Annotated in this window: 16 protein-coding genes, 1 other RNA gene and 1 pseudogene; 10 read left to right on the top strand and 8 right to left on the bottom strand. The window is 64.0% G+C overall.

Annotated elements, in window-relative coordinates; all coding sequences use genetic code 11:
* The first annotated feature begins 72 nt into the window (after window positions 1–72).
* The 4 genes from pyrC (at window position 73) to htpX (ending at window position 4131) form a co-directional block, all read left to right on the top strand.
* Window positions 73–1131: a dihydroorotase gene (gene pyrC / locus EC86_RS0113245; RefSeq protein ID WP_029526130.1), complete on the top strand. Its 1059-nt coding sequence runs from the start codon at window positions 73–75 to the stop codon at window positions 1129–1131.
* The gene (locus EC86_RS0113240) at window positions 1128–2336 is read left to right on the top strand and encodes an NYN domain-containing protein (RefSeq protein WP_029526129.1); all 1209 of its coding nucleotides are present in this window, start codon (window positions 1128–1130) and stop codon (window positions 2334–2336) included. Before pyrC ends, EC86_RS0113240 begins: the two co-directional genes overlap by 4 nt.
* 68 nt (window positions 2337–2404) lie before the next feature.
* Window positions 2405–3148 carry a DUF3025 domain-containing protein gene (locus EC86_RS0113235; RefSeq protein ID WP_156955311.1) on the top strand — a complete coding sequence of 248 codons (744 nt, stop codon included), beginning with the start codon at window positions 2405–2407 and terminating at the stop codon, window positions 3146–3148.
* A 98-nt stretch (window positions 3149–3246) separates the two neighbouring features.
* Window positions 3247–4131: a protease HtpX gene (gene htpX / locus EC86_RS0113230; protein ID WP_029526127.1), complete on the top strand. Its 885-nt coding sequence runs from the start codon at window positions 3247–3249 to the stop codon at window positions 4129–4131.
* 167 nt (window positions 4132–4298) lie between these two features.
* On the opposite strand, the gene EC86_RS0113225 is transcribed toward htpX, so the two are convergent.
* From EC86_RS0113225 to cysK, 3 genes are all read right to left on the bottom strand, one after another.
* Complete coding sequence (locus tag EC86_RS0113225) at window positions 4299–5135, bottom strand: ProQ/FINO family protein (RefSeq protein WP_029526126.1); 837 nt, start codon at window positions 5133–5135, stop codon at window positions 4299–4301.
* 132 nt (window positions 5136–5267) lie between these two features.
* A complete protein-coding gene (locus EC86_RS0113220; RefSeq protein WP_029526124.1) occupies window positions 5268–6929 on the bottom strand; it encodes an NAD(P)/FAD-dependent oxidoreductase in 1662 nt (553 codons plus the stop codon).
* Window positions 6930–7041: 112 nt separating this feature from the next.
* On the bottom strand, window positions 7042–7959 hold the full coding sequence (gene cysK / locus EC86_RS0113215) for a cysteine synthase A (RefSeq protein WP_029526123.1): 918 nt from the start codon (window positions 7957–7959) through the stop codon (window positions 7042–7044).
* A gap of 64 nt (window positions 7960–8023) precedes the next feature.
* On the opposite strand from cysK, the gene rnpB reads away from it, so the two are divergent.
* An RNA gene (rnpB, locus tag EC86_RS27195) (RNase P RNA component class A) lies at window positions 8024–8362 on the top strand.
* 30 nt (window positions 8363–8392) lie between these two features.
* Here the strand turns inward: rnpB and EC86_RS0113210 are convergent.
* Window positions 8393–8932, bottom strand: a complete 540-nt coding sequence (locus EC86_RS0113210; protein WP_029526122.1) for an Rrf2 family transcriptional regulator — start codon at window positions 8930–8932, stop codon at window positions 8393–8395.
* Between the two features lie 159 nt (window positions 8933–9091).
* Here EC86_RS0113210 and nhaR point away from each other — a divergent pair, with 159 nt between their 5' ends.
* Entirely contained in the window at window positions 9092–10006 is a 915-nt protein-coding gene (gene nhaR, locus EC86_RS0113205) for a transcriptional activator NhaR (protein WP_029526121.1), read from the top strand.
* Between the two features lie 51 nt (window positions 10007–10057).
* Here the strand turns inward: nhaR and EC86_RS0113200 are convergent, their stop codons facing one another.
* The 4 genes and pseudogenes from EC86_RS0113200 to EC86_RS0113185 all read right to left on the bottom strand — a co-directional run.
* Window positions 10058–10918, bottom strand: a complete 861-nt coding sequence (locus EC86_RS0113200) for a basic amino acid ABC transporter substrate-binding protein (protein ID WP_029526120.1) — start codon at window positions 10916–10918, stop codon at window positions 10058–10060.
* Window positions 10919–11037: 119 nt separating this feature from the next.
* Window positions 11038–12678 carry an MBL fold metallo-hydrolase gene (locus EC86_RS0113195; protein ID WP_029526119.1) on the bottom strand — a complete coding sequence of 547 codons (1641 nt, stop codon included), beginning with the start codon at window positions 12676–12678 and terminating at the stop codon, window positions 11038–11040.
* Between the two features lie 134 nt (window positions 12679–12812).
* Window positions 12813–13505, bottom strand: a complete 693-nt coding sequence (locus EC86_RS0113190) for a methyltransferase domain-containing protein (RefSeq protein ID WP_029526118.1) — start codon at window positions 13503–13505, stop codon at window positions 12813–12815.
* Window positions 13506–13996: 491 nt separating this feature from the next.
* Window positions 13997–14491, bottom strand: a pseudogene (locus EC86_RS0113185) (enolase C-terminal domain-like protein); the annotation flags it as partial.
* Window positions 14492–14644: 153 nt separating this feature from the next.
* Between EC86_RS0113185 and EC86_RS27040 the strand changes: the two are divergent.
* The 4 genes from EC86_RS27040 to EC86_RS0113165 all read left to right on the top strand — a co-directional run bounded on the left by EC86_RS27040 (window position 14645) and on the right by EC86_RS0113165 (window position 17793).
* Window positions 14645–15025 (top strand): LysR substrate-binding domain-containing protein, encoded by a 381-nt coding sequence (locus tag EC86_RS27040; RefSeq protein WP_232229884.1) that lies wholly within the window; start codon window positions 14645–14647, stop codon window positions 15023–15025.
* 83 nt (window positions 15026–15108) lie between these two features.
* The gene (gene dapF, locus EC86_RS0113175) at window positions 15109–15987 is read left to right on the top strand and encodes a diaminopimelate epimerase (protein ID WP_029526115.1); all 879 of its coding nucleotides are present in this window, start codon (window positions 15109–15111) and stop codon (window positions 15985–15987) included.
* Window positions 15988–16048: 61 nt separating this feature from the next.
* A complete protein-coding gene (locus EC86_RS0113170) occupies window positions 16049–16768 on the top strand; it encodes a DUF484 family protein (protein ID WP_029526114.1) in 720 nt (239 codons plus the stop codon).
* Complete coding sequence (locus EC86_RS0113165) at window positions 16765–17793, top strand: tyrosine-type recombinase/integrase (protein WP_029526113.1); 1029 nt, start codon at window positions 16765–16767, stop codon at window positions 17791–17793. Before EC86_RS0113170 ends, EC86_RS0113165 begins: the two co-directional genes overlap by 4 nt.
* The last annotated feature ends 25 nt before the right edge of the window (window positions 17794–17818 follow it).

The raw sequence follows: 17818 nt of genomic DNA, 5'->3' as shown, positions 1-17818 counted from the left end.
GCCCGCATGTTAACGGTATCCGGGCGCGCCACGCATCGGGAGTTTCTTTGCGCCGGTGCGACAATTCAGCGCATGACTTCAGCCACCCTCACTCCCGCCACCCAGCTCACGATCACCCGGCCCGACGACTGGCACCTGCATGTGCGCGACGGCGAAGCGCTGCACACCGTCGTGCCGCACACGGCCGCGCAGTTCGGCCGCGCCATCATCATGCCCAATCTGCGCCCGCCGGTCACGACCGCCGCGCAGGCGCTGGCCTACCGCGAACGCATCCAGGCCGCCGTGCCCGAGGGCGTGAATTTCGAGCCGCTGATGACGCTGTACCTGACCGACAACCTGCCGCCCGACGAGATCAAGCGCGCCAAAGACGCCGGCGTGGTCGCCGCCAAGCTCTACCCGGCCGGCGCCACGACCAACAGCGACGCCGGCGTGACCGACCTGCGCAAGACCTATCAAACCCTCGAAGCCATGCAGCGCGAAGGCCTGCTGCTGCTGGTGCATGGCGAAGTCACCTCGCCCGACATCGATCTGTTCGACCGCGAAGCCGTGTTCATCGACACCCAGCTGATCCCGCTGCGCCGCGATTTCCCGGAACTCAAGATCGTGTTCGAGCACATCACGACGAAGGAAGCCGCGCAGTATGTCGCTGGGGCCGACCGGTTTCTGGGCGCCACGCTGACCGCGCACCACCTGCTGTACAACCGCAACGCGATTTTCACCGGCGGCATCCGCCCGCATTACTACTGCCTGCCGGTGCTCAAGCGCGAGACGCACCGGCTCGCGCTGGTCGAGGCTGCCACGTCCGGAAATGCGCGCTTTTTCCTCGGGACCGACAGCGCGCCGCATCCGGCGCACCTCAAGGAGCATGCGACCGGCTGCGCGGGGTGCTACACCGCCCACGCGGCCATCGAGCTGTATGCCGAAGCCTTTGACGCGGCCGGCGCGCTGGACCTGCTCGAAGCCTTCGCCAGCTTCAACGGCGCCGATTTCTACGGCCTGCCGCGCAATGCGGGCACGGTCACCCTGGTCAAGGAAAGCTGGACGCCGCCGGTGAGCTTTGCCTTTGGCGAGGCGGAACTCAAGCCGCTGCGCTCGGGGGAAAGCCTGCCGTGGAAATTGCTGGCTGAATGAGCGCCGTGCCGGGGGCGAATGGCCCGCAGCAAGCGGCGCTGCTGATTGATGCAGACAATTTTTCCGACCCGCAAGCCATTGAGGCAGCCTGGGCTGAACTGAAAGCCTATGCGGGCCGGGTCAGCGTGTGCCGCGCCTATGGTGCCGGGCCGCGCCTGGAGTGGCTGCGGTCGGTGTGGCGTTATCTGGGCACGCGCACCTTTTCCAATTTGCCGCTGGAGAAAAACACCACCGATGCCGCGCTGATTGCCGACGCCGTCGCGCTGCATTTTCAGCAAGGCATCCGGCTGTTTGCGATTGCCTCAGGCGACGCCGACTTTGCCCCGCTGGCCGTGCGCCTGCGCGAATGGGGCTGCGAAGTGTGGTGTTTTTCGTTGGAAGGCATTGTGTTTCGGGATGCGGAGGCTTACTACGACCGTGTGAAGTGCTTTCCCGCGCCGGTGTTCGCTCCGGCGCCTGCCGCGCCCGTGTCGGCGAAGTCCGTAGTGCCTGTTGTGCCCGTCAGGCCTGCGGTGGCGCCTGTTGCCGTGCCTGTGCCTGTGCCTGTGTTGCCGGCAATTCCTGTCAGGCCGCTGGAACCTGTGGCCAGCGCCTCAACCACGTCGGGAGTCATGACCGCGCCCTGCATTGAAAAATTCCCCGCCGTACCGCATCCGGCATCCGGGATGCTTTCGCGCCTGCCGTTGCCTGATGAGGTGCAGCGCATCCTCAAAGCCATTCCCGGCCTGCGCGAAGGTCCACAGCACCTGTCACAGGTGGTGTGCGTGTTGCGCCAGCAGGGGATTTTGAGCAAGACGACGAAATCCACCACATTTCTGGCCAAGCATGCGACCTATTTCGAGTTGAGTCCTGCGCACCAGCCTACGCGAATTCTTTTACGAAAATCTCCCGCCTTACCGCCGGCTGTGCTGGTGATCCAGTCGCTTGACGAGAAGAACTCTCTCGTGCCGGCCGCGCCCCCATCGAAAGATGCACAGGCGGTTCGGCGAATCTTCGCAGCCTTCCCGAATTGGCTGCCCGATACGGTCAGGCAATTGAGCATGATGGAAACCCTGTTGCAGGAGGGCAATGTCCAGTTAGGCGACAAGCCTCTGGACGAGTTGTTTGGCGCGTACCCGAATTATTTCAAGCTGCTGCCCGACACCGGTCCGGTTTTGAAGGTGCGGCTGCTCAAAAAACCTGAAGGCTTTGCACTGGCTTGCTGACAAAACACCTTCAACATATTGACTGGAGTCGGCCATGGCTGGACCCTTGGCGCGCACAGGGGCAGGCCGTGGCGAAGGCCATCACTGCGGGCCTGGCCCTGCCCGATGCCCTGAACCATGCGCCTGCCGTCCCGGTGCGCTTCGTCCCGCAAGGCGCGTTGCCGCCCGGCCAGGCCTATGAACATTACATGTTCCACAGCGGCCAGTGCCCGACCCGCGACAACTTGCACGACTTCTTCAACGGCCTGTGCTGGCTGCGCTTTCCCCGAATCAAGCAAAAAATCAACCAGCTGCATGAGGCTGAACTGGCGGGCGCAAGCGCAGGCGAAAATCCGCCATTGCGCGGCCCGGTGCGCGACGCGCTGACCGTTTTTGACGAGAACGCCGCCTTCCTGCTGGCGCCGCCGCCGCTGTGGGATGCGCTGGAGGCGCGCGACTGGCAGCGCCTGTTTGTCGGCCTTCGCCCGCTGTGGAAAGAGGCGCAGCTGGTGCTGTTCGGCCATGCGCTGCTGGAAAAACTGGTTCATGCACGAAAACCGATCACCGCGCATATCTACCAGGCACAACCAGCTATTGATTCGATAGCGGAACTGGATCTTTGGGTGGCCCATGATCTGAATGCCGCCAAGCTCGCCGGCAAGCCTTTTTTGCCTCTGCCGGTGCTGGGCGTGCCGGGCTGGTGGCCCGGCAACGAGGACTTTTCCTTTTATGATGACCTGTCGGTTTTTCGCCCGCCGAACCAGGAAAAAAATCAGAAAAACCTGGGTTCCCTGCCCGCCATATTCCATACGGAAAAGCTTGATTTGGGCTGAAACTCCCCCACTTCCTGCCGAGATATGCACAATCCGGGCGTGTACCCGTGGTGCTCTTTTTTGACCCCTGCCTTTATTCAACGCCTCCCGGAGAATTCATGAAACGCATCCTTCTGTTTATTTTGACCAACATTGCCGTGGTGGCCGTGCTGGGCATTGTGGCGAGCCTGCTGGGCGTTAACCGCTTTCTGACCGCCAACGGCCTGAACCTGCAAGCGCTGCTCGGTTTTGCGCTGATCATGGGTTTTGGCGGCGCCATCATTTCGCTGCTGATCAGCAAACCCGTCGCCAAGTGGAGTGCCGGTGTGCGCGTGATCAATGGCGCCGAAGGCCCCCAGAATGCCGATGAAGCCTGGATTGTCGAGACGGTGCGCAAGCTGGCGGAAAAAGCCCAGATCGGCATGCCCGAAGTCGGCATCTTTGAAGGCGCGCCCAATGCCTTTGCCACCGGCGCGTTCAAGAACTCGTCACTGGTGGCCGTGACCACCGGCTTGCTGCAGGGCATGACCAAGGAAGAAATCGAGGCGGTGATCGCCCACGAAGTTGCCCACATCGCCAATGGCGACATGGTCACCATGACCTTGATCCAGGGCGTGATGAACACCTTCGTGGTGTTTTTGTCGCGCGTGATCGGCTACGCGGTGGACAGCTTTTTGCGCAAGGGCGATAGCAACAACTCCGGCCCCGGCATCGGTTACTACGTCAGCACCATCGTGCTCGACATCGTGCTGGGCTTTGCCGCCGCCATCGTCGTGGCCTGGTTCTCGCGTCATCGCGAGTTTCGCGCCGACGCTGGCGCTGCGCAACTGATGGGCCGCAAGCAGCCGATGATGAATGCGCTGGCCCGCCTGGGCGGCATGCAGCCCGGCGAGTTACCAAAGGCCGTGGAAGCCATGGGCATCACCGGCGGCATGGGCAAACTGTTTGCGACGCATCCGCCGATTGAAGAACGCATCGCGGCGCTGCAAAACGCGCAGGGCTGAGCGTCGAGAAGCGCCAGATTTAACTAAAAAAGGCCGTTTGCGCACTATCCACGAGCGCAAGCAGCTATTAAATCAGTAGCAAATAAATGGCAAGGCCAGGACTTTTTAAAAGTCCTGGCCTTTTTTGCTGCTTCATCCCATCGCCGGCTTGACGTGCCGGCTTTTTCTCAAGGGGCTTCAGGCTTGTTGGCTGGAATGGGTTCGTCGGTGGATTCGGCTGGCAGTGCGGCTTCCTGCGCGCTGGCCTCTGCCTCTGCTGGCGCGGCAACCGCTTGCGCCGCTTGCGCAACACGCGACAGTTCCAGTGTCCGGGCCACTTCATCGGGGTTCATGCCGTACATGTCGGAGAACTCGGCGACGGTCTTGCCGCTGGCCTCGAACATCTTGCGCAGCGCGTCGCGCTTGGCGGCTTGCGCGGCCAGTTCGGCAAAGGCATCGTCGAGCAGGGCCACCGAAATATCGTCCTGCTGGCGAATGCACAGCAAGTAATCTTCGCGGCTCAGGCCGGACGCTTCAATCGCCTCGATCAGCTGCGCGCGCGCATAAGGCCGCAAGTCCTGGTTCGAGCGCGCCTGGCGGCGGCGGAACACTTCCATGATGGCGTGGTGGACATGCTCGGGCGCCACGGGCTCGACCGGCTCGCCCTGCAGGTTGTGGCGCGCATGGCCGGCGGCGACGCTCTCCAGGTAGCGGGTGGAGCGGGCGTGCAGGCCCAGCGCGACCTTCAGGTCTTCGCGCTTGAACAGTTCTGGGTGCAGCGCCAGCAAGTCCTGGTACACGCCCAGCTTGAGCGGCAGAAACTGCGCACCGAACATCTTCGGGTACAGATCAAACAGCTGTTTCAGGACCGGATGCACTTCGCGCGGCGCGCGGGCCTGGTTTTGAGGCTTTGCCGGTGCCCGGCCGCGACCGCCTTGCCGGCCCTGGCGTTGGGGCGGCGTTGTCGCTTCAGCAGGCGCAGGAGATGCTTCGGTTTCAGCCGGTGTGTTCAGGGTTTCGGTCATGGATCGCTTCTGTCAGGTTGAGGTTTGAGCGGCGCCTTGGCGCTGCCTTGAAAATTGGTGCGCCGTATTGTGATGGCGTTGCGGTGTGAAACCGTGAGGGCGAAGTATCCCCTATCCGCTCCGGCAGGGGGTTCAGGCGAAGGCCAGGCGCGCGTTTTCGGCGCCTTCCAGCACGCTGCGCGCCACCGCCTCGGCCACCTTGATGCCATCGACGCCGGCCGACAAGATGCCGCCCGCGTAGCTCGCGCCTTCGCCGGCCGGGTACAGGCCACGCACGTTCAGGCTCTGCATGTCGTCGCCCCGGCTCATCTTGATGGGCGACGAGGTGCGCGTTTCCACACCCGTCAGCACCGCGTCGTGGCGGTCAAAACCCTTGATCTTCTGGCCGAAGGCGGGAAAGGCTTCGCGCATGGCGTCAATCGCGTAGCCTGGCAGGGCGGACGACAAATCGCCGATGGCCACGCCGGGTTTGTAAGACGGCATGACCTCGCCCAGCCCGGTGGATGCGCGCCCGGCGACGAAATCGCCGACCAGCTGGCCGGGCGCCTCGTAATTGCCGCCGCCCAGCACATAGGCATGGGATTCGAGCCGGCGCTGCAGATCGATGCCGGCCAAGGGGCTGCCCGGATAGTCGCGCGGGTCAATGCCGACGACGATGCCGGCATTCGCGTTGCGCTCGTTGCGCGAATACTGGCTCATGCCGTTGGTCACGACACGGCCCGCTTCGGACGTGGCGGCGACCACCGTGCCGCCGGGGCACATGCAAAAGCTGTACACCGACCGGCCGTTGCTGGCGTGGTGGACCAGCTTGTATTCGGCCGCGCCCAGCGATGGATCGCCCGCATGGCGGCCCCAGCGGGCGCGGTCGATCAGGCCTTGCGGATGCTCGACGCGAAAGCCGATGGAAAAAGGCTTGGCCTCGACGTACACGCCGCGTTCATGCAGCATGGCGAAGGTGTCGCGCGAACTGTGGCCCAGCGCCAGCACGACCTGGTCGGCGCGCAAGCCGTAGCTCTGACCGGTGGCCTGGTCGAGGACCGTGAGGCCGCGAATGTGTTTGTTGTCAGCGCCGCCCTCGATCAGCACGTCGGTCACGCGCTGCTGGAAGCGGATTTCGCCGCCCAGCGCGATGATCTGCTCGCGCAGGTTCTCGACCACCTTGACCAGCTTGAAGGTGCCGATGTGCGGATGCGCCTCAAACAGGATGTCGGCGGGCGCGCCGGCCTTGACGAACTCGTTCATCACCTTGCGGCCCAGGTGGCGCGGGTCCTTGATCTGGCTGTAGAGCTTGCCGTCGGAAAACGTGCCGGCGCCGCCTTCGCCGAACTGCACGTTCGATTCGGGATTGAGCTGGTTCTTGCGCCACAGCCCCCAGGTGTCCTTGGTGCGTTCGCGCACGGTCTTGCCGCGCTCCAGCACGATGGGCCGGAAACCCATCTGCGCCAGCACCAGCGCGGCGAATATGCCGCAGGGGCCGAAACCGACGACGACCGGGCGCAGCGGCAGGCTGGCGGGTGCGCTGCCTACCGGGTGGTAGGCCATGTCGGGCGTGGGGAAGATGTGCGGGTTGCCGGCGTGCCGGGCCAGCAGCGCGGTTTCCTGCGCGGCGCTCGCCAGGTCCACATCGACGATGTAGACCTGCATGATCTCGGCCTTGCGGGCGTCGAAGCTGCGCTTGAAGACGGTGAAGCGCGCCAGGTCGCCGGCTGTGATGTTGAGCGTGTTGAGAATGGCGCCCTGCAGCGCATTTTCAGCGTGTGCAAGCGGCAGTTTGATTTCAGTCAGTCTGAGCATGGATCGTCCGGTTCGTGGCTTGTGGTTATCAAGCAGAAGCAGCGATTTTAAAGGCTGGTGGATCGCCTGCCGCTGAATCCTCAATCCAGCGGCAGGAACAAGCGCATGGGCGTCAGACGGGGAAGAATCCCTCGACCGACAGGTAGCGCTCGCCGGTGTCGTAGTTGAAGCCCAGCACGCGGCTGCCCGCCGGCAGTTCAGCCAGCTTCTGGGCAATCGCCGCCAGCGTCGCGCCTGAGGAAATGCCGACCAGCATGCCTTCCTCGCTGGCCGAGCGGCGCGCCATTTCGCGGGCCGGTTCGGCATCGACCTGGATCACGCCGTCGAGCACGCTGGTGTCGAGGTTCTTCGGGATGAAGCCAGCGCCAATGCCCTGGATAGGATGCGGTGCCGGCGCGCCGCCCGAGATGACCGGCGAGGCCGCAGGCTCCACCGCAAACACCTTGAGCTGCGGCCAGGCGGCTTTCAGCACCCGGGCGCAGCCGGTCAGATGGCCGCCGGTGCCCACGCCTGTGATCAGCGCGTCGAGTCCGTCGGGAAAGTCGGCCAGGATTTCCTGCGCGGTGGTGCGGACATGGATGTCGATGTTGGCCGGATTGTCGAATTGCTGCGGCATCCAGCTGCCCGGCGTGGCGGCAATCAGTTCCTGGGCGCGGGCAATCGCCGCTTTCATGCCGCCAGCGCGCGGTGTCAGGTCAAAGCTGGCGCCGTAGGCCAGCATCAGGCGGCGGCGCTCGACGCTCATGCTGTCGGGCATGACCAGCACCAGCTTGTAGCCCTTGACGGCCGCGACCATCGCCAAGCCGATGCCGGTGTTGCCCGAGGTCGGCTCGATGATCGTGCCGCCGGGCTGCAGGGCGCCCGATTTTTCAGCAGCCTCGACCATGGACAGCGCAATGCGGTCTTTGATCGAGCCGCCCGGATTGGAGCGTTCGGACTTGATCCATACCTGCGCATCGGGGCCGAACAGGCGGTTGATGCGGACATGGGGCGTGTTGCCAATGGTGGCGAGGATGCTGTCGGCTTTCATGAGGTCTCCCTTTCGTTTTCGACGGACAAAAGCACATTGTGGCGCACTGCCATAATGCAGGGGTGAAGCCTGCCAGACCGCCGCTGGTGCATTTTTCCGAAAGGAAGCACTGGAGGAACGTCCGGACTGCACAGGACAGCGTAGGAGGTAACACCTCTCCACCGCGAGGTGAGGATCAGAGCAACAGAGACGAGCCGCTTCAGTGCGGGTGAAACGGGCAATCTCTACGCGCAGCAACACCAAATAGGCCAGCGTTGACGTGGTTCCGCGGAGCTGGCGGGTAGGTGGCACCGAGCCGGGTGGGCGACCCCCGGCCCAGATTAATGGCGGTCACACCGGGCCAACTTGCTTTAGGGCAAGGAAGCCCGGCGCACAGAATCCGGCTTATCGGCGGGCTTCACACTTTATTTTCAGCGCCAGGCGCTGGCGGCGCTCAGCGGCTGCCCAGCAGCGAGCGGCCCAGGGCGAACACCGAGTTCGGCGCCGTGGTGTAGACCGGTTTGGGCTTGGGCGCGCTGAACACGCCACGCTTGGCCGGACGTGCCTCGATCTTCACGCCCTTGGCGCGCTGCTCGCTGGCCAGGTGGCGCAGGCTGATCGACTGCATGTGCTCGACCATCTTGGCATTCAGCGCGGCCCACAATTCCTGCGTCATCCACTCGCCCGAGCCTTGCTGCATGGCCACCGCCTTGTCAGCCTTGCCCGGCTTGTCGGAATGGGCCTCGACGGCGCCAATGATGTCGGCCACCGAAATGCTCTCGCTGGCGCGGCTCAGCGAGTAGCCGCCGCCCGGGCCACGGGTGCTTTCGACCAGTCCGCTCTGGCGCAGCTTGCTGAACAGCTGCTCCAGGTAGGACACTGAAATCCTGTGCCGCATGCCGATGTCGGCCAGCGAAATCGGGCCGGCGTTGCCCTGAAGGGCAATATCGATCATGGCGGTCACGGCGAAACGGCTTTTGGTGCTCAGGCGCATGGGAAGTCTCCTTTAAACATCAAAAAAATGACGTCATGGCTTTCACTATAGAAAGTTTTTCACTTCGTGTAAATTCGTATTTATAACCAATTCACTTCGAAAAATACGAACTATCAAGCTGATTCGACAGCAAGCACTTCATTTCAGGGGAACCACAGCATGAACTTCAAGCACCTGCATTACTTTTGGGTCACGGCCAAGGCCGGCGGCATCAATCGCGCCGGCGAGCAGCTGCACACCACGCCGCAGACGCTGTCCGGGCAGATCAAGCTGCTGGAGGCCTGGCTGGGGCGCCAGCTGTTCCGCAAGAGCGGACGACAGTTAGAGCTGACCGACGAAGGCCGGCTGGCGCTGGGCTATGCCGACCAGATATTCACGCTGGGGGCTGAAATGGAAACGGCCCTGCGCCAGGCCAGCGGCGGCCAGAAGACGCTGGACTTCCGGGTCGGCGTGGCCGATTCGGTGGCCAAGTCGATGGTCTACCATTTGCTGGAGCCCGCGCTGGCGATGAAGCAGCCGGTGCGGCTAATCTGCAGCGAAGGCAAGTTTCCGGATTTGCTCGCCCAGCTGGCGCTGCACCGCCTGGACCTGGTGATGGCCGACGAGCCGATGTCGGGCCGCGTCAGCATCAAGGCCTTCAACCACCCGCTGGGCAGCACGCCCATGAGTTTTTTCTGCACGCCGGGGCTTAAAAGCACGCTCAAGGGCGATTTTCCGCAGTGCCTGAACGATGCGCCGCTGCTGATCCTGAGTGCCGCCTCATCGGTGCGCAAACAGCTCGACAGCTGGTTCACCAAGCACCAGATTCACCCCCGCATCATTGGCGAGTTCGACGATGGCGCGCTGATGAAGGCTTTTGGACGCGAAGGCCGGGGCATCTTCATGTCGGCCAGCGTGCTGGAGGCCGAGACGGTGGCGCAATACGGGGTCGAGGTGATTGGCCATACCAGCGAGATGGTGGAAGACTTCTTCGCCGTCACGGTCGAGCGGCGCATCACGCATCCGTGCGTGGCGGCCATCACCGAGGCGGCGCGCGGGCAGTTGCTGCATGGCCTGGGGCGGCCGGGCGCCTGAGATGCAGCGCCCGCCCGCCGTGGGCCGGTGCGCTGCATCTCAGGTCAGGGTTTACTTGGCGGCAGCGGATGCGGGGGCTGCGCCTGCCACAGCAGGGGCAGCACCGAAATACTGGGTGTAGATCTTGGCGTAAGTGCCATCTTCCTTGATGCCGGCCAGGCCTTTGTTGATTTTTTCCAGCAGTTCGGCGTTGCCTTTCTTGACCGCGATGCCGTACTGCTCGGATGCAAAAGTGCTGTCGGCGATGGTCTTGAATTTTGAATCGGGGTTGTTGTTCACATAGTGGACCACCACGCCGTTGTCGGCCACCACGGCATCGACGCCGCCGCCTTCCATTTCCTTTAGCGCCAGCGGCGTGGACTCGAAGCGCTTGATGTTGGCGCTGTCCTTGCCCTGCAGCTTGGTGATGACCTCGTCGCCGGTCGTGCCGTTCTGCACGCCGACCTTGAGTTTTTTCAGGTCGTCGAACTTGGCGATCTTCGAGTCGTTCTTGACGGCAATCAGCTGCTGCGCATCAAAGTAGGGCGTCGAGAAATCCAGCGTCTGCTGGCGCTCGGGCGTGATGGTGATGGCCGACACCAGAAAATCGCGGTCGCCCTGGGCCACCGAATTGAAGATACCCTCCCACGGCGTGTTCAGGAATTTGACCTCGATGCCGGCCTTCTGGGCAGCGGCTTTCACCACGTCGATGTCAAAACCGACGATCTCGCCCTTGTCGTTCTGCGATTCAAACGGCGCATAGGCGGCGTCGGTGCCAACCACATAGACCTTGGCGGCGGCCGCCGGTGGAGGCATTGCAGGCGCGCCGGCGGCGGGGGCTGCCGGCTCCTGCTTGCCGCAGGCTGCCAGCACCAGGCCGGCCAGCAGGACGCCGGAGGTTTTCAGAAAGTGTCGCGTCGTGATCGTTGGCATGGAGCATCCCGTAAGAGTTAAGTGGCAGTCGCCCGGTCAGCCCGAAGCCTCAAGCGGCGGAACGACTGAAGAAAAGTATAAGGCTCCAACGGCAAGCAAGTGTTGCGCCTGATTGCGCTTCATGCGGGACGCAAGGCCGCAAGCGCCTCGATCCGCTCGACATGCGCCTGCAGCGAGCGCAGGGCGATGGGCCACAGGCGCGGGTCGGTGTCGTCATAGGCCCGCGCCACCCAGTCGTTCAGCGTGCCTTCAGGCAGGGCCGTCATCGCTGCCGCCACCTTGGCTTCGCGCTTCAGGCGATGCGCCCTGAGCTGCGCAATCGCCTGCGGTGCTTCGCCCAGTACATGGCCGTGCGCCGGAATGATGAAGTCGATCTCGTGCGCGTTGCAGGCGTCGGTGAGCCGGTCCAGCGAATCGAGGTAGGCGCTCATCTCGCCATCGGGCGGATTGATGATGGTCGTGCTGCCGTTCAGGATGTGGTCGCCCGAAAACAGCAGGCCGTCTTCGACCAGCACCAGGCAGACATGGTTGGCGGCGTGGCCGGGGGTGAAATAAACCTTCAAAGTGTGTATTTGCGCTTGATGGGTAAGCGTGAGCAGCTCCTGATTTAATAGCGAGCGGTCAGGAGCGAACCGGGAATCGGCGCGCGCGGTAGCGGCCGAAGGCAGGCCCAGGATCGGCGGCCGGTGCGCGCACAGCGCCTGCAGCGGCCTGGCGCCCGGCGAATGGTCGGGATGCGAATGCGTGCAGACGATTGCCTCGATGCGCCCGCCGGTCGCGTCAAACAGGCGCCGGATGTGCGCCTCGTGGTCCGGCCCCGGGTCAATCACGATGTAGCCGGTGTCTGCCGTGCCGACGATATAGCTGTTGGTGCCGGGGCCGGTCATGACGCCGGGATTGGGCGCGGTCAGGCGCATGACGTTCCTCAAGAGCGGCACGGCTTGCTCGAACTGCCAGTCGAGCGAATGCACGATCTGGCCGTCGGGGCTGGTCAGCGCCAGTTCGCCGTAGGGCGCATCAATCTCCATGTAGCGCGCATCCTGGCCGCCCAGCAGGCCGGCGCGCGGGCAGGAAATCCACAGCGGCTTTTCATGCGCGCAGGCGCTCAGCACCGCCTCGACGCTGGCGTACCGCGCCAGGCGCTCCAGCGTGCGGATGGTCGGAAAGATCATGAAGAACGTGCCGGCCTCGTGCCGCGCCAGTGCCTCGGCCGGGCGCACCCAGCTGGGCTCGAACTGCTCGGTTTCGTCGGCCACGGGCGTCTGGCCTTGCGGCATGCGGGCGACCAGGAAGGGCACGTCGAAGCGGCGCGGCAAGTCGCGGTCGGTGATCCAGTGGGCCAGCGTGAAAACTTCCGCGCCCGCCAGCAAAAGGCCGCGCTCCCGGCACTGCGCGGCAAACGGCGCCTTGCGGTCGAGCGCGGCAATGTCTTCGGTGCTGATGTGGCGGCCGTCGGCATGGCGCGCGAGCAGCACGCCGAGTTCCTCGAAGCTTTCGCGGATGGCGGCGATGGCCTGCGTCAGCTGCAGGTCGGACTGGCCGGCGCGGCGTGTGGACTGCGCATGCGCTTGCGCGTCGGCCGCATCGATGCCGCCGCCGGGAAAGACGTAGGCGCCGGCTGCAAAGCTGGCCGTCATGGAGCGCCGGGTCATCAGCACTTCAATGCCTTGCGGCGTGTCGCGCAGCAGCAGCACGGTGGCGGCCGGGCGGGTGGGCGCTGGATCGCGCTGGGGGTACAGGAGTTGGGTGGGTCGGACCATGGCGGATTATGGCTTTTGGGGCCAGTTCTTGCTGCACGCCGATGGCACTTACTGCCTTGGGCCGAGCACTTGCCTGTCAAAACCCATGCGCCGCGAAAGTTCTCGAAGTCAGGAGAATTCCGCCGGCCATCGCCTTATTTCTTCACGGCGATGAACGACTTGGGGAGCCCGAAAAACCGTTCCGTCAGGATGCGGGCGTCCTTGAAGAGGTAGCGGAACATGTCATTGGTCACCAGGCCGGCATGCTCCACCAGCATGACCGCGTCACCCACGGACTCCGCTATTTCAAAATGCCCCAGCTTGAAGTGCCTGACCAGCCAGATGCGCGCGGGTGCGGGAAGCCAGTGAAAAAACGGCGTCATGAAATGAGGCTCGATCGGAAACCAGAAGTTCGGCGTTTGAACAAAGTAGGCCTGCGAGACGCGTTCAAGTTCCTTGACGAATTGAACCTTTCGCTGCCAGTCGCCGACGTGCTCCAGGACGGAATTTGAATGGGCGATGTGAAATGACTTGTCGCCGAAACGAGCCAGGTCGCAGCCATCCGATTCAACAAACCGGAAGGGGCCATGGTCCGGGGGTAATCGGCTTCCCGGAAGATTGACAACGGTGATCTTGACATGGCGCTCTGTCAGGTATTGCAAGGGCACGATTCCCCAATACTGCTCCGACCCGCCTATGTCTATGACGGACACCTTGCCATGCTTGTTGAAAACGTCGTCAATCATCTCCAGCAAGGGAGCGATGCGTTTGGTCCTCAGCTTTGATCCGACGGACTGCTGGTTGTCGTAGTTTGAAAACCGCTTGGCTAAAACGCTTGTAATGGACATGATGAAATCCTCCCGCTTGCTTGCCCAACAGACAGATGCAGGCTTGCAGTTGGTCAGTCGAACTGCATTCCTTAAATTGATGCTAATCGGATTTTATTGATTCGGTCTCGTAAATTTTGAATATTCCTGTAATTAAAGTTTCAAGGAATGCGGCAAATAATATGTGACGTATTGAATAATAAGTAACTATTAATACTCTCGTCATCGACTCAATCGATAATAAAAAGAATACCGATTTTCCATTCGATACAAGCCAGGTAAACCAGACTCCCTGCACAGAACCGATAGCACCGGGCGCTTTTCTTTCATGCGGCGGCTGGACGACCTTGTGTCAACCGCGCATTCCTCATAATTCATTCGCCAGCGGCCACCGCTGCCAAATCATGGTCTAAATGGCCGTTTGCGCTTGATGGGCGGGCGAAAGTAGCTACTTTTTTGGTAGCAGCTGTGCCGATGGAAAATCCGCCTACCCGGCGCGGTGCAAAGAGGTTTCAGTTCGTCAGCGCCTTCATTTCCGCATACAGGTCCGCCTTGCCCTCGAAGCCGATGCCGGGCAGCGGCGGCAGCGTCACGTAGCCGTTTTCCACCTTCACGCCGTCCGGAAAGCCGCCGTAGGGCTGGAACAGGTCGGGGTAGGACTCGTTGCCGCCCAGCCCCAGGCCGGCGGCAATCGCCAGCGACATCTGGTGGCCGCCGTGCGGCACGCAGCGGCTGGGCGACCAGCCGTGGTCCTTGAGCATGTCCAGCGTGCGCAAATACTCGACCAGGCCGTAGCTCAACGCGCAGTCGAACTGCAGCCAGTCGCGGTCCTTGTGCATGCCGCCGTGGCGGATCAGGTTGCGCGCGTCCTGCATCGAGAACAGGTTTTCGCCGGTGGCCATCGGGCCGGTGTAGTGCTCGCCCAGCCGGGCCTGCAGCTCGTAGTCCAGCGGGTCGCCGGCTTCCTCGTACCAGAACAGCGGGTATTGCGCCATCGCCTGGCCGTAGCGGCCGTTGGAGTTGAAGCCGTAGCCGAAGCTACCAGGCCTGTGAAGAGTTGATGCGGCAGCGCCGCATGCAGTTTTTGCTGTGCTGCGGCCACGCTGCCGCCCGAGGTCAGCTTTGCCTGCGTCGGCGAGGACCGGCTGGTGCCGGTGAGCGTGCCCGATGCCGGCGGCCAGCCGCAGCACCGCATCGATGGCGGCGCCCATGAACCCTTGCCGGTGCCGGCCTACAGCGAGGCGTCTGGGCTGGGCCAGATCATGCGCGACCAGCTGCCCGGCGCGTTCGATGCGCAGCGCTTCAAGCCGGTGATGACCTCGCACCACGCCGTTCTGCTCAAGACCATGGCGCTCGAAGGGCGCGGCGTGGCATGGCTGCCGCACAGTCTGGTGAGCGCCGAGATGGCTGACGGACGGCTTGTGGGCGCTGCGGGTCAGCAAGGGGACGTGCCGCTGGAAGTCCGGCTTTTTCGCACGACCGACGCACTGGCGCCGACGGCCGAAACGGTCTGGGCGCAGGTGGCGCGAAAAAATTCCTGAGCCCTGCCGTGCCTTGCCGGTGTGTTGGCGCCATGCCACGAACTGCTTCTGCGCAGCGCAGGGTGCAGCTGATAATGCGCCCCATGCGAATCCGATTCACCAAAATGCAGGGCGCGGGCAACGACTTCGTGATGCTCGACGAAACCCGTGGCTCCCTTGGCCTCACCACCGCGCACTACCGTTTCCTGGCCGACCGCCACTTCGGCGTTGGCGCCGACCAGATTCTGACGGTGCGGCCCTCGCCGGGCGAAGGCATCGACTTCGAATACGTGATCCACAACGCCGACGGCGGCGAGGTTGAACAGTGCGGCAACGGCGCGCGCTGCTTTGTGCGCTTCGTTCGCGAGCAGGGCCTGACCGCCAAGGGCGCGGTGAAGGTCAAGACGCTGGCCGGCATCATCGAGCCGCGCATGCAGCCCGATGGCCGGGTGACGGTGAACATGGGCGCGCCGGTGTTCGAGCTGGCGCGCATCCCGTTCAACCCTGCCGGTTTGACGCCGCAAGCCGCCGGTTCATGGCAAAAATGGCCGCTTGCGCTTGCTGCGCCTGCACAAGCAGCTCCTGTTTTGGTAGCGGTGGTGTCGATGGGAAATCCGCATGCGGTGCAGTTGGTGGATGACGTGGACAGCGCGCCGGTCGTGCAGACCGGCCCGCTGATCGAGCACCACGCGGCTTTCCCCAGGCGCGTGAACGCCGGCTTCATGCAGGTCGTCAGTCGTGGCCAGATTCGCCTGCGCGTTTATGAACGCGGCGCCGGCGAGACGCTGGCCTGCGGCACCGGCGCCTGCGCGGCGGTGGTGGCCGGCATCCGGCTCGGCCTGCTCGATGCGCGCGTCGATGTGCTGACGCGCGGCGGCCCGCTGACGATTGAATGGAGCGGCGCGCTCGATGCGCCGGTGCTGATGACCGGCCCGGCCACGACCGTGTTTGAAGCCGAGATTGACATTCCCGATATGCTTTGACCGGGCGGCATCCCTGCGCAAGGCTTGAAGCCGTTATAAAAAAAATGGAGACAACGCCAGCATGAATTCCCTGCAATACCCGATCGCCGAAGGCGATATCGCCCAATTCCTGGCCCGAACGCCGGATTTTTTCGAGCGCCATGCCGAACTGCTGGCCTCCGTGGAGCTTTCCAGCGGCCACGACAGCCGCGTCGTCAGCCTGCCCGAGCGCCAGGCCAGATTGCTGCGGGAAAAAATCAAGGCGCTGGAAACCCGCGTGGCCGAGATGATCGGCCACGGCCAGGACAACCTGGTGATCGCCGGCAAGATGCAGTCCTGGACGCGCCGGCTGCTCCAGACGGCGCAGGCGCGCGACCTGCCGGGCGCCATCGTCGAGAGCCTTGCCGCCGAGTTCCAGATTGCGCAGGCCGCCATCAGGCTGTGGGGCGTGGACCCTGCGCATGCCGGTGAAGGCTTCGCGCTGGATGTCAGCGACGATGTGCGGAGTTTCGCGGCGTCGCTGAGCGCGCCTTATTGCGGCGTCAACGGCGGTTTTGAAGCCGCCCGCTGGCTACCACAAGCCGCGCAGGCGCAGTCGCTGGCGCTGATTGCGCTGCGCACCGGCCCGGACGCGCCGGTGTCCGGCCTGCTGGTTCTGGCCTCGCCCGATGCCCAGCGTTTTCACAGCGGCATGGGGACCGAATTCCTTGAACGGCTCGGCGAACTGGCCGGCGCGGCGCTGTCGCGCCTGCAGGCGCCGCTCGCCTTGCGGCCCGCCGGACACGCCGAACACGTCGCATGAAGCGCCTGCCGCCCGCGCAAAACGCCGTGCCTGAAGCGCCGGACCCGCTGGTCACTCGCTACCTTGCTTACGTCCGGGTGGAAAAGCGGCTCGCCAGCCGCACCGTGGAGCTGTACACCGCCGACCTGCAAAAGCTGCAGGCCCAGGCGCGCAAGGCCGGCGTGGCGTTGCTGGATGTCAAGCACACGCACTTGCGGCGCTGGGTGGCGCAGATGCATTCCGCCGGGCGCAGCGGTCGCGGCATTGCCTTGATTTTGTCGGGCTGGCGCGGTTTTTACACCTGGCTGGGCCGCGAGGGGCTGGTGCCCGGCAACCCGGTGCAGGACGTGCGCTCGCCCAAGGTCGCCAAGCCGCTGCCCAAGGCGCTGAGCGTCGATGAGGCGGTGCAGCTGGCCCGCTTTGAAGCCGACGCCACCGGCGTTGACGCCTTTCTGGAAGCGCGCGACCGGTGCATCACCGAACTGCTCTACGGCTGCGGCCTGCGCATTGGCGAGCTGGTCGGGCTCGATGCGCAGGCCAGCGGCCAGGCGCGCGGCTGGATCGACCGCGATGCCGGCGAGGCGCATGTGCTGGGCAAGGGCGAAAAGCGGCGCAGCGTGCCGGTGGGCGGCGCGGCGCTCGCGGCGCTGGAGGCCTGGCTGTCAGTGCGCAACGCTTCGGCGGTTCCCAATGCTGAAGGCAGCCAGGCGCTGTTCATCAGCCAGCGCGGCACCCGGCTCACGCCGCAGCACATCCGCGTGCGCCTGAAGCAGCGCTCGCAGCAGGCCGGGCTGGCCACGCCGGTGCATCCGCACATGCTGCGCCATTCCTTCGCCAGCCATGTGCTGCAGTCCAGCGGCGACCTGCGCGCGGTGCAGGAGTTGCTGGGTCATGCCAACATCACCACCACGCAGGTCTACACGCGCCTCGACTTCCAGCACCTGGCCAAGATCTACGACGCCGCGCATCCCAGGGCGATGTCGAACGGTGCGGGCGACAAAGCGCCAACGCCGCCGCCAGTCCGCGAACCTGACCCTCTGAAGTAGCCGGGCTGGCTGCCGCGACAATAGC

It is taken from the genome of Polaromonas glacialis, from assembly GCF_000709345.1.
Classification (GTDB): domain Bacteria; phylum Pseudomonadota; class Gammaproteobacteria; order Burkholderiales; family Burkholderiaceae_C; genus Polaromonas; species Polaromonas glacialis.
The sequence above is the reverse complement of the archived record's forward strand: the minus strand, read 5'-3'. Positions and strand labels throughout refer to the sequence as shown.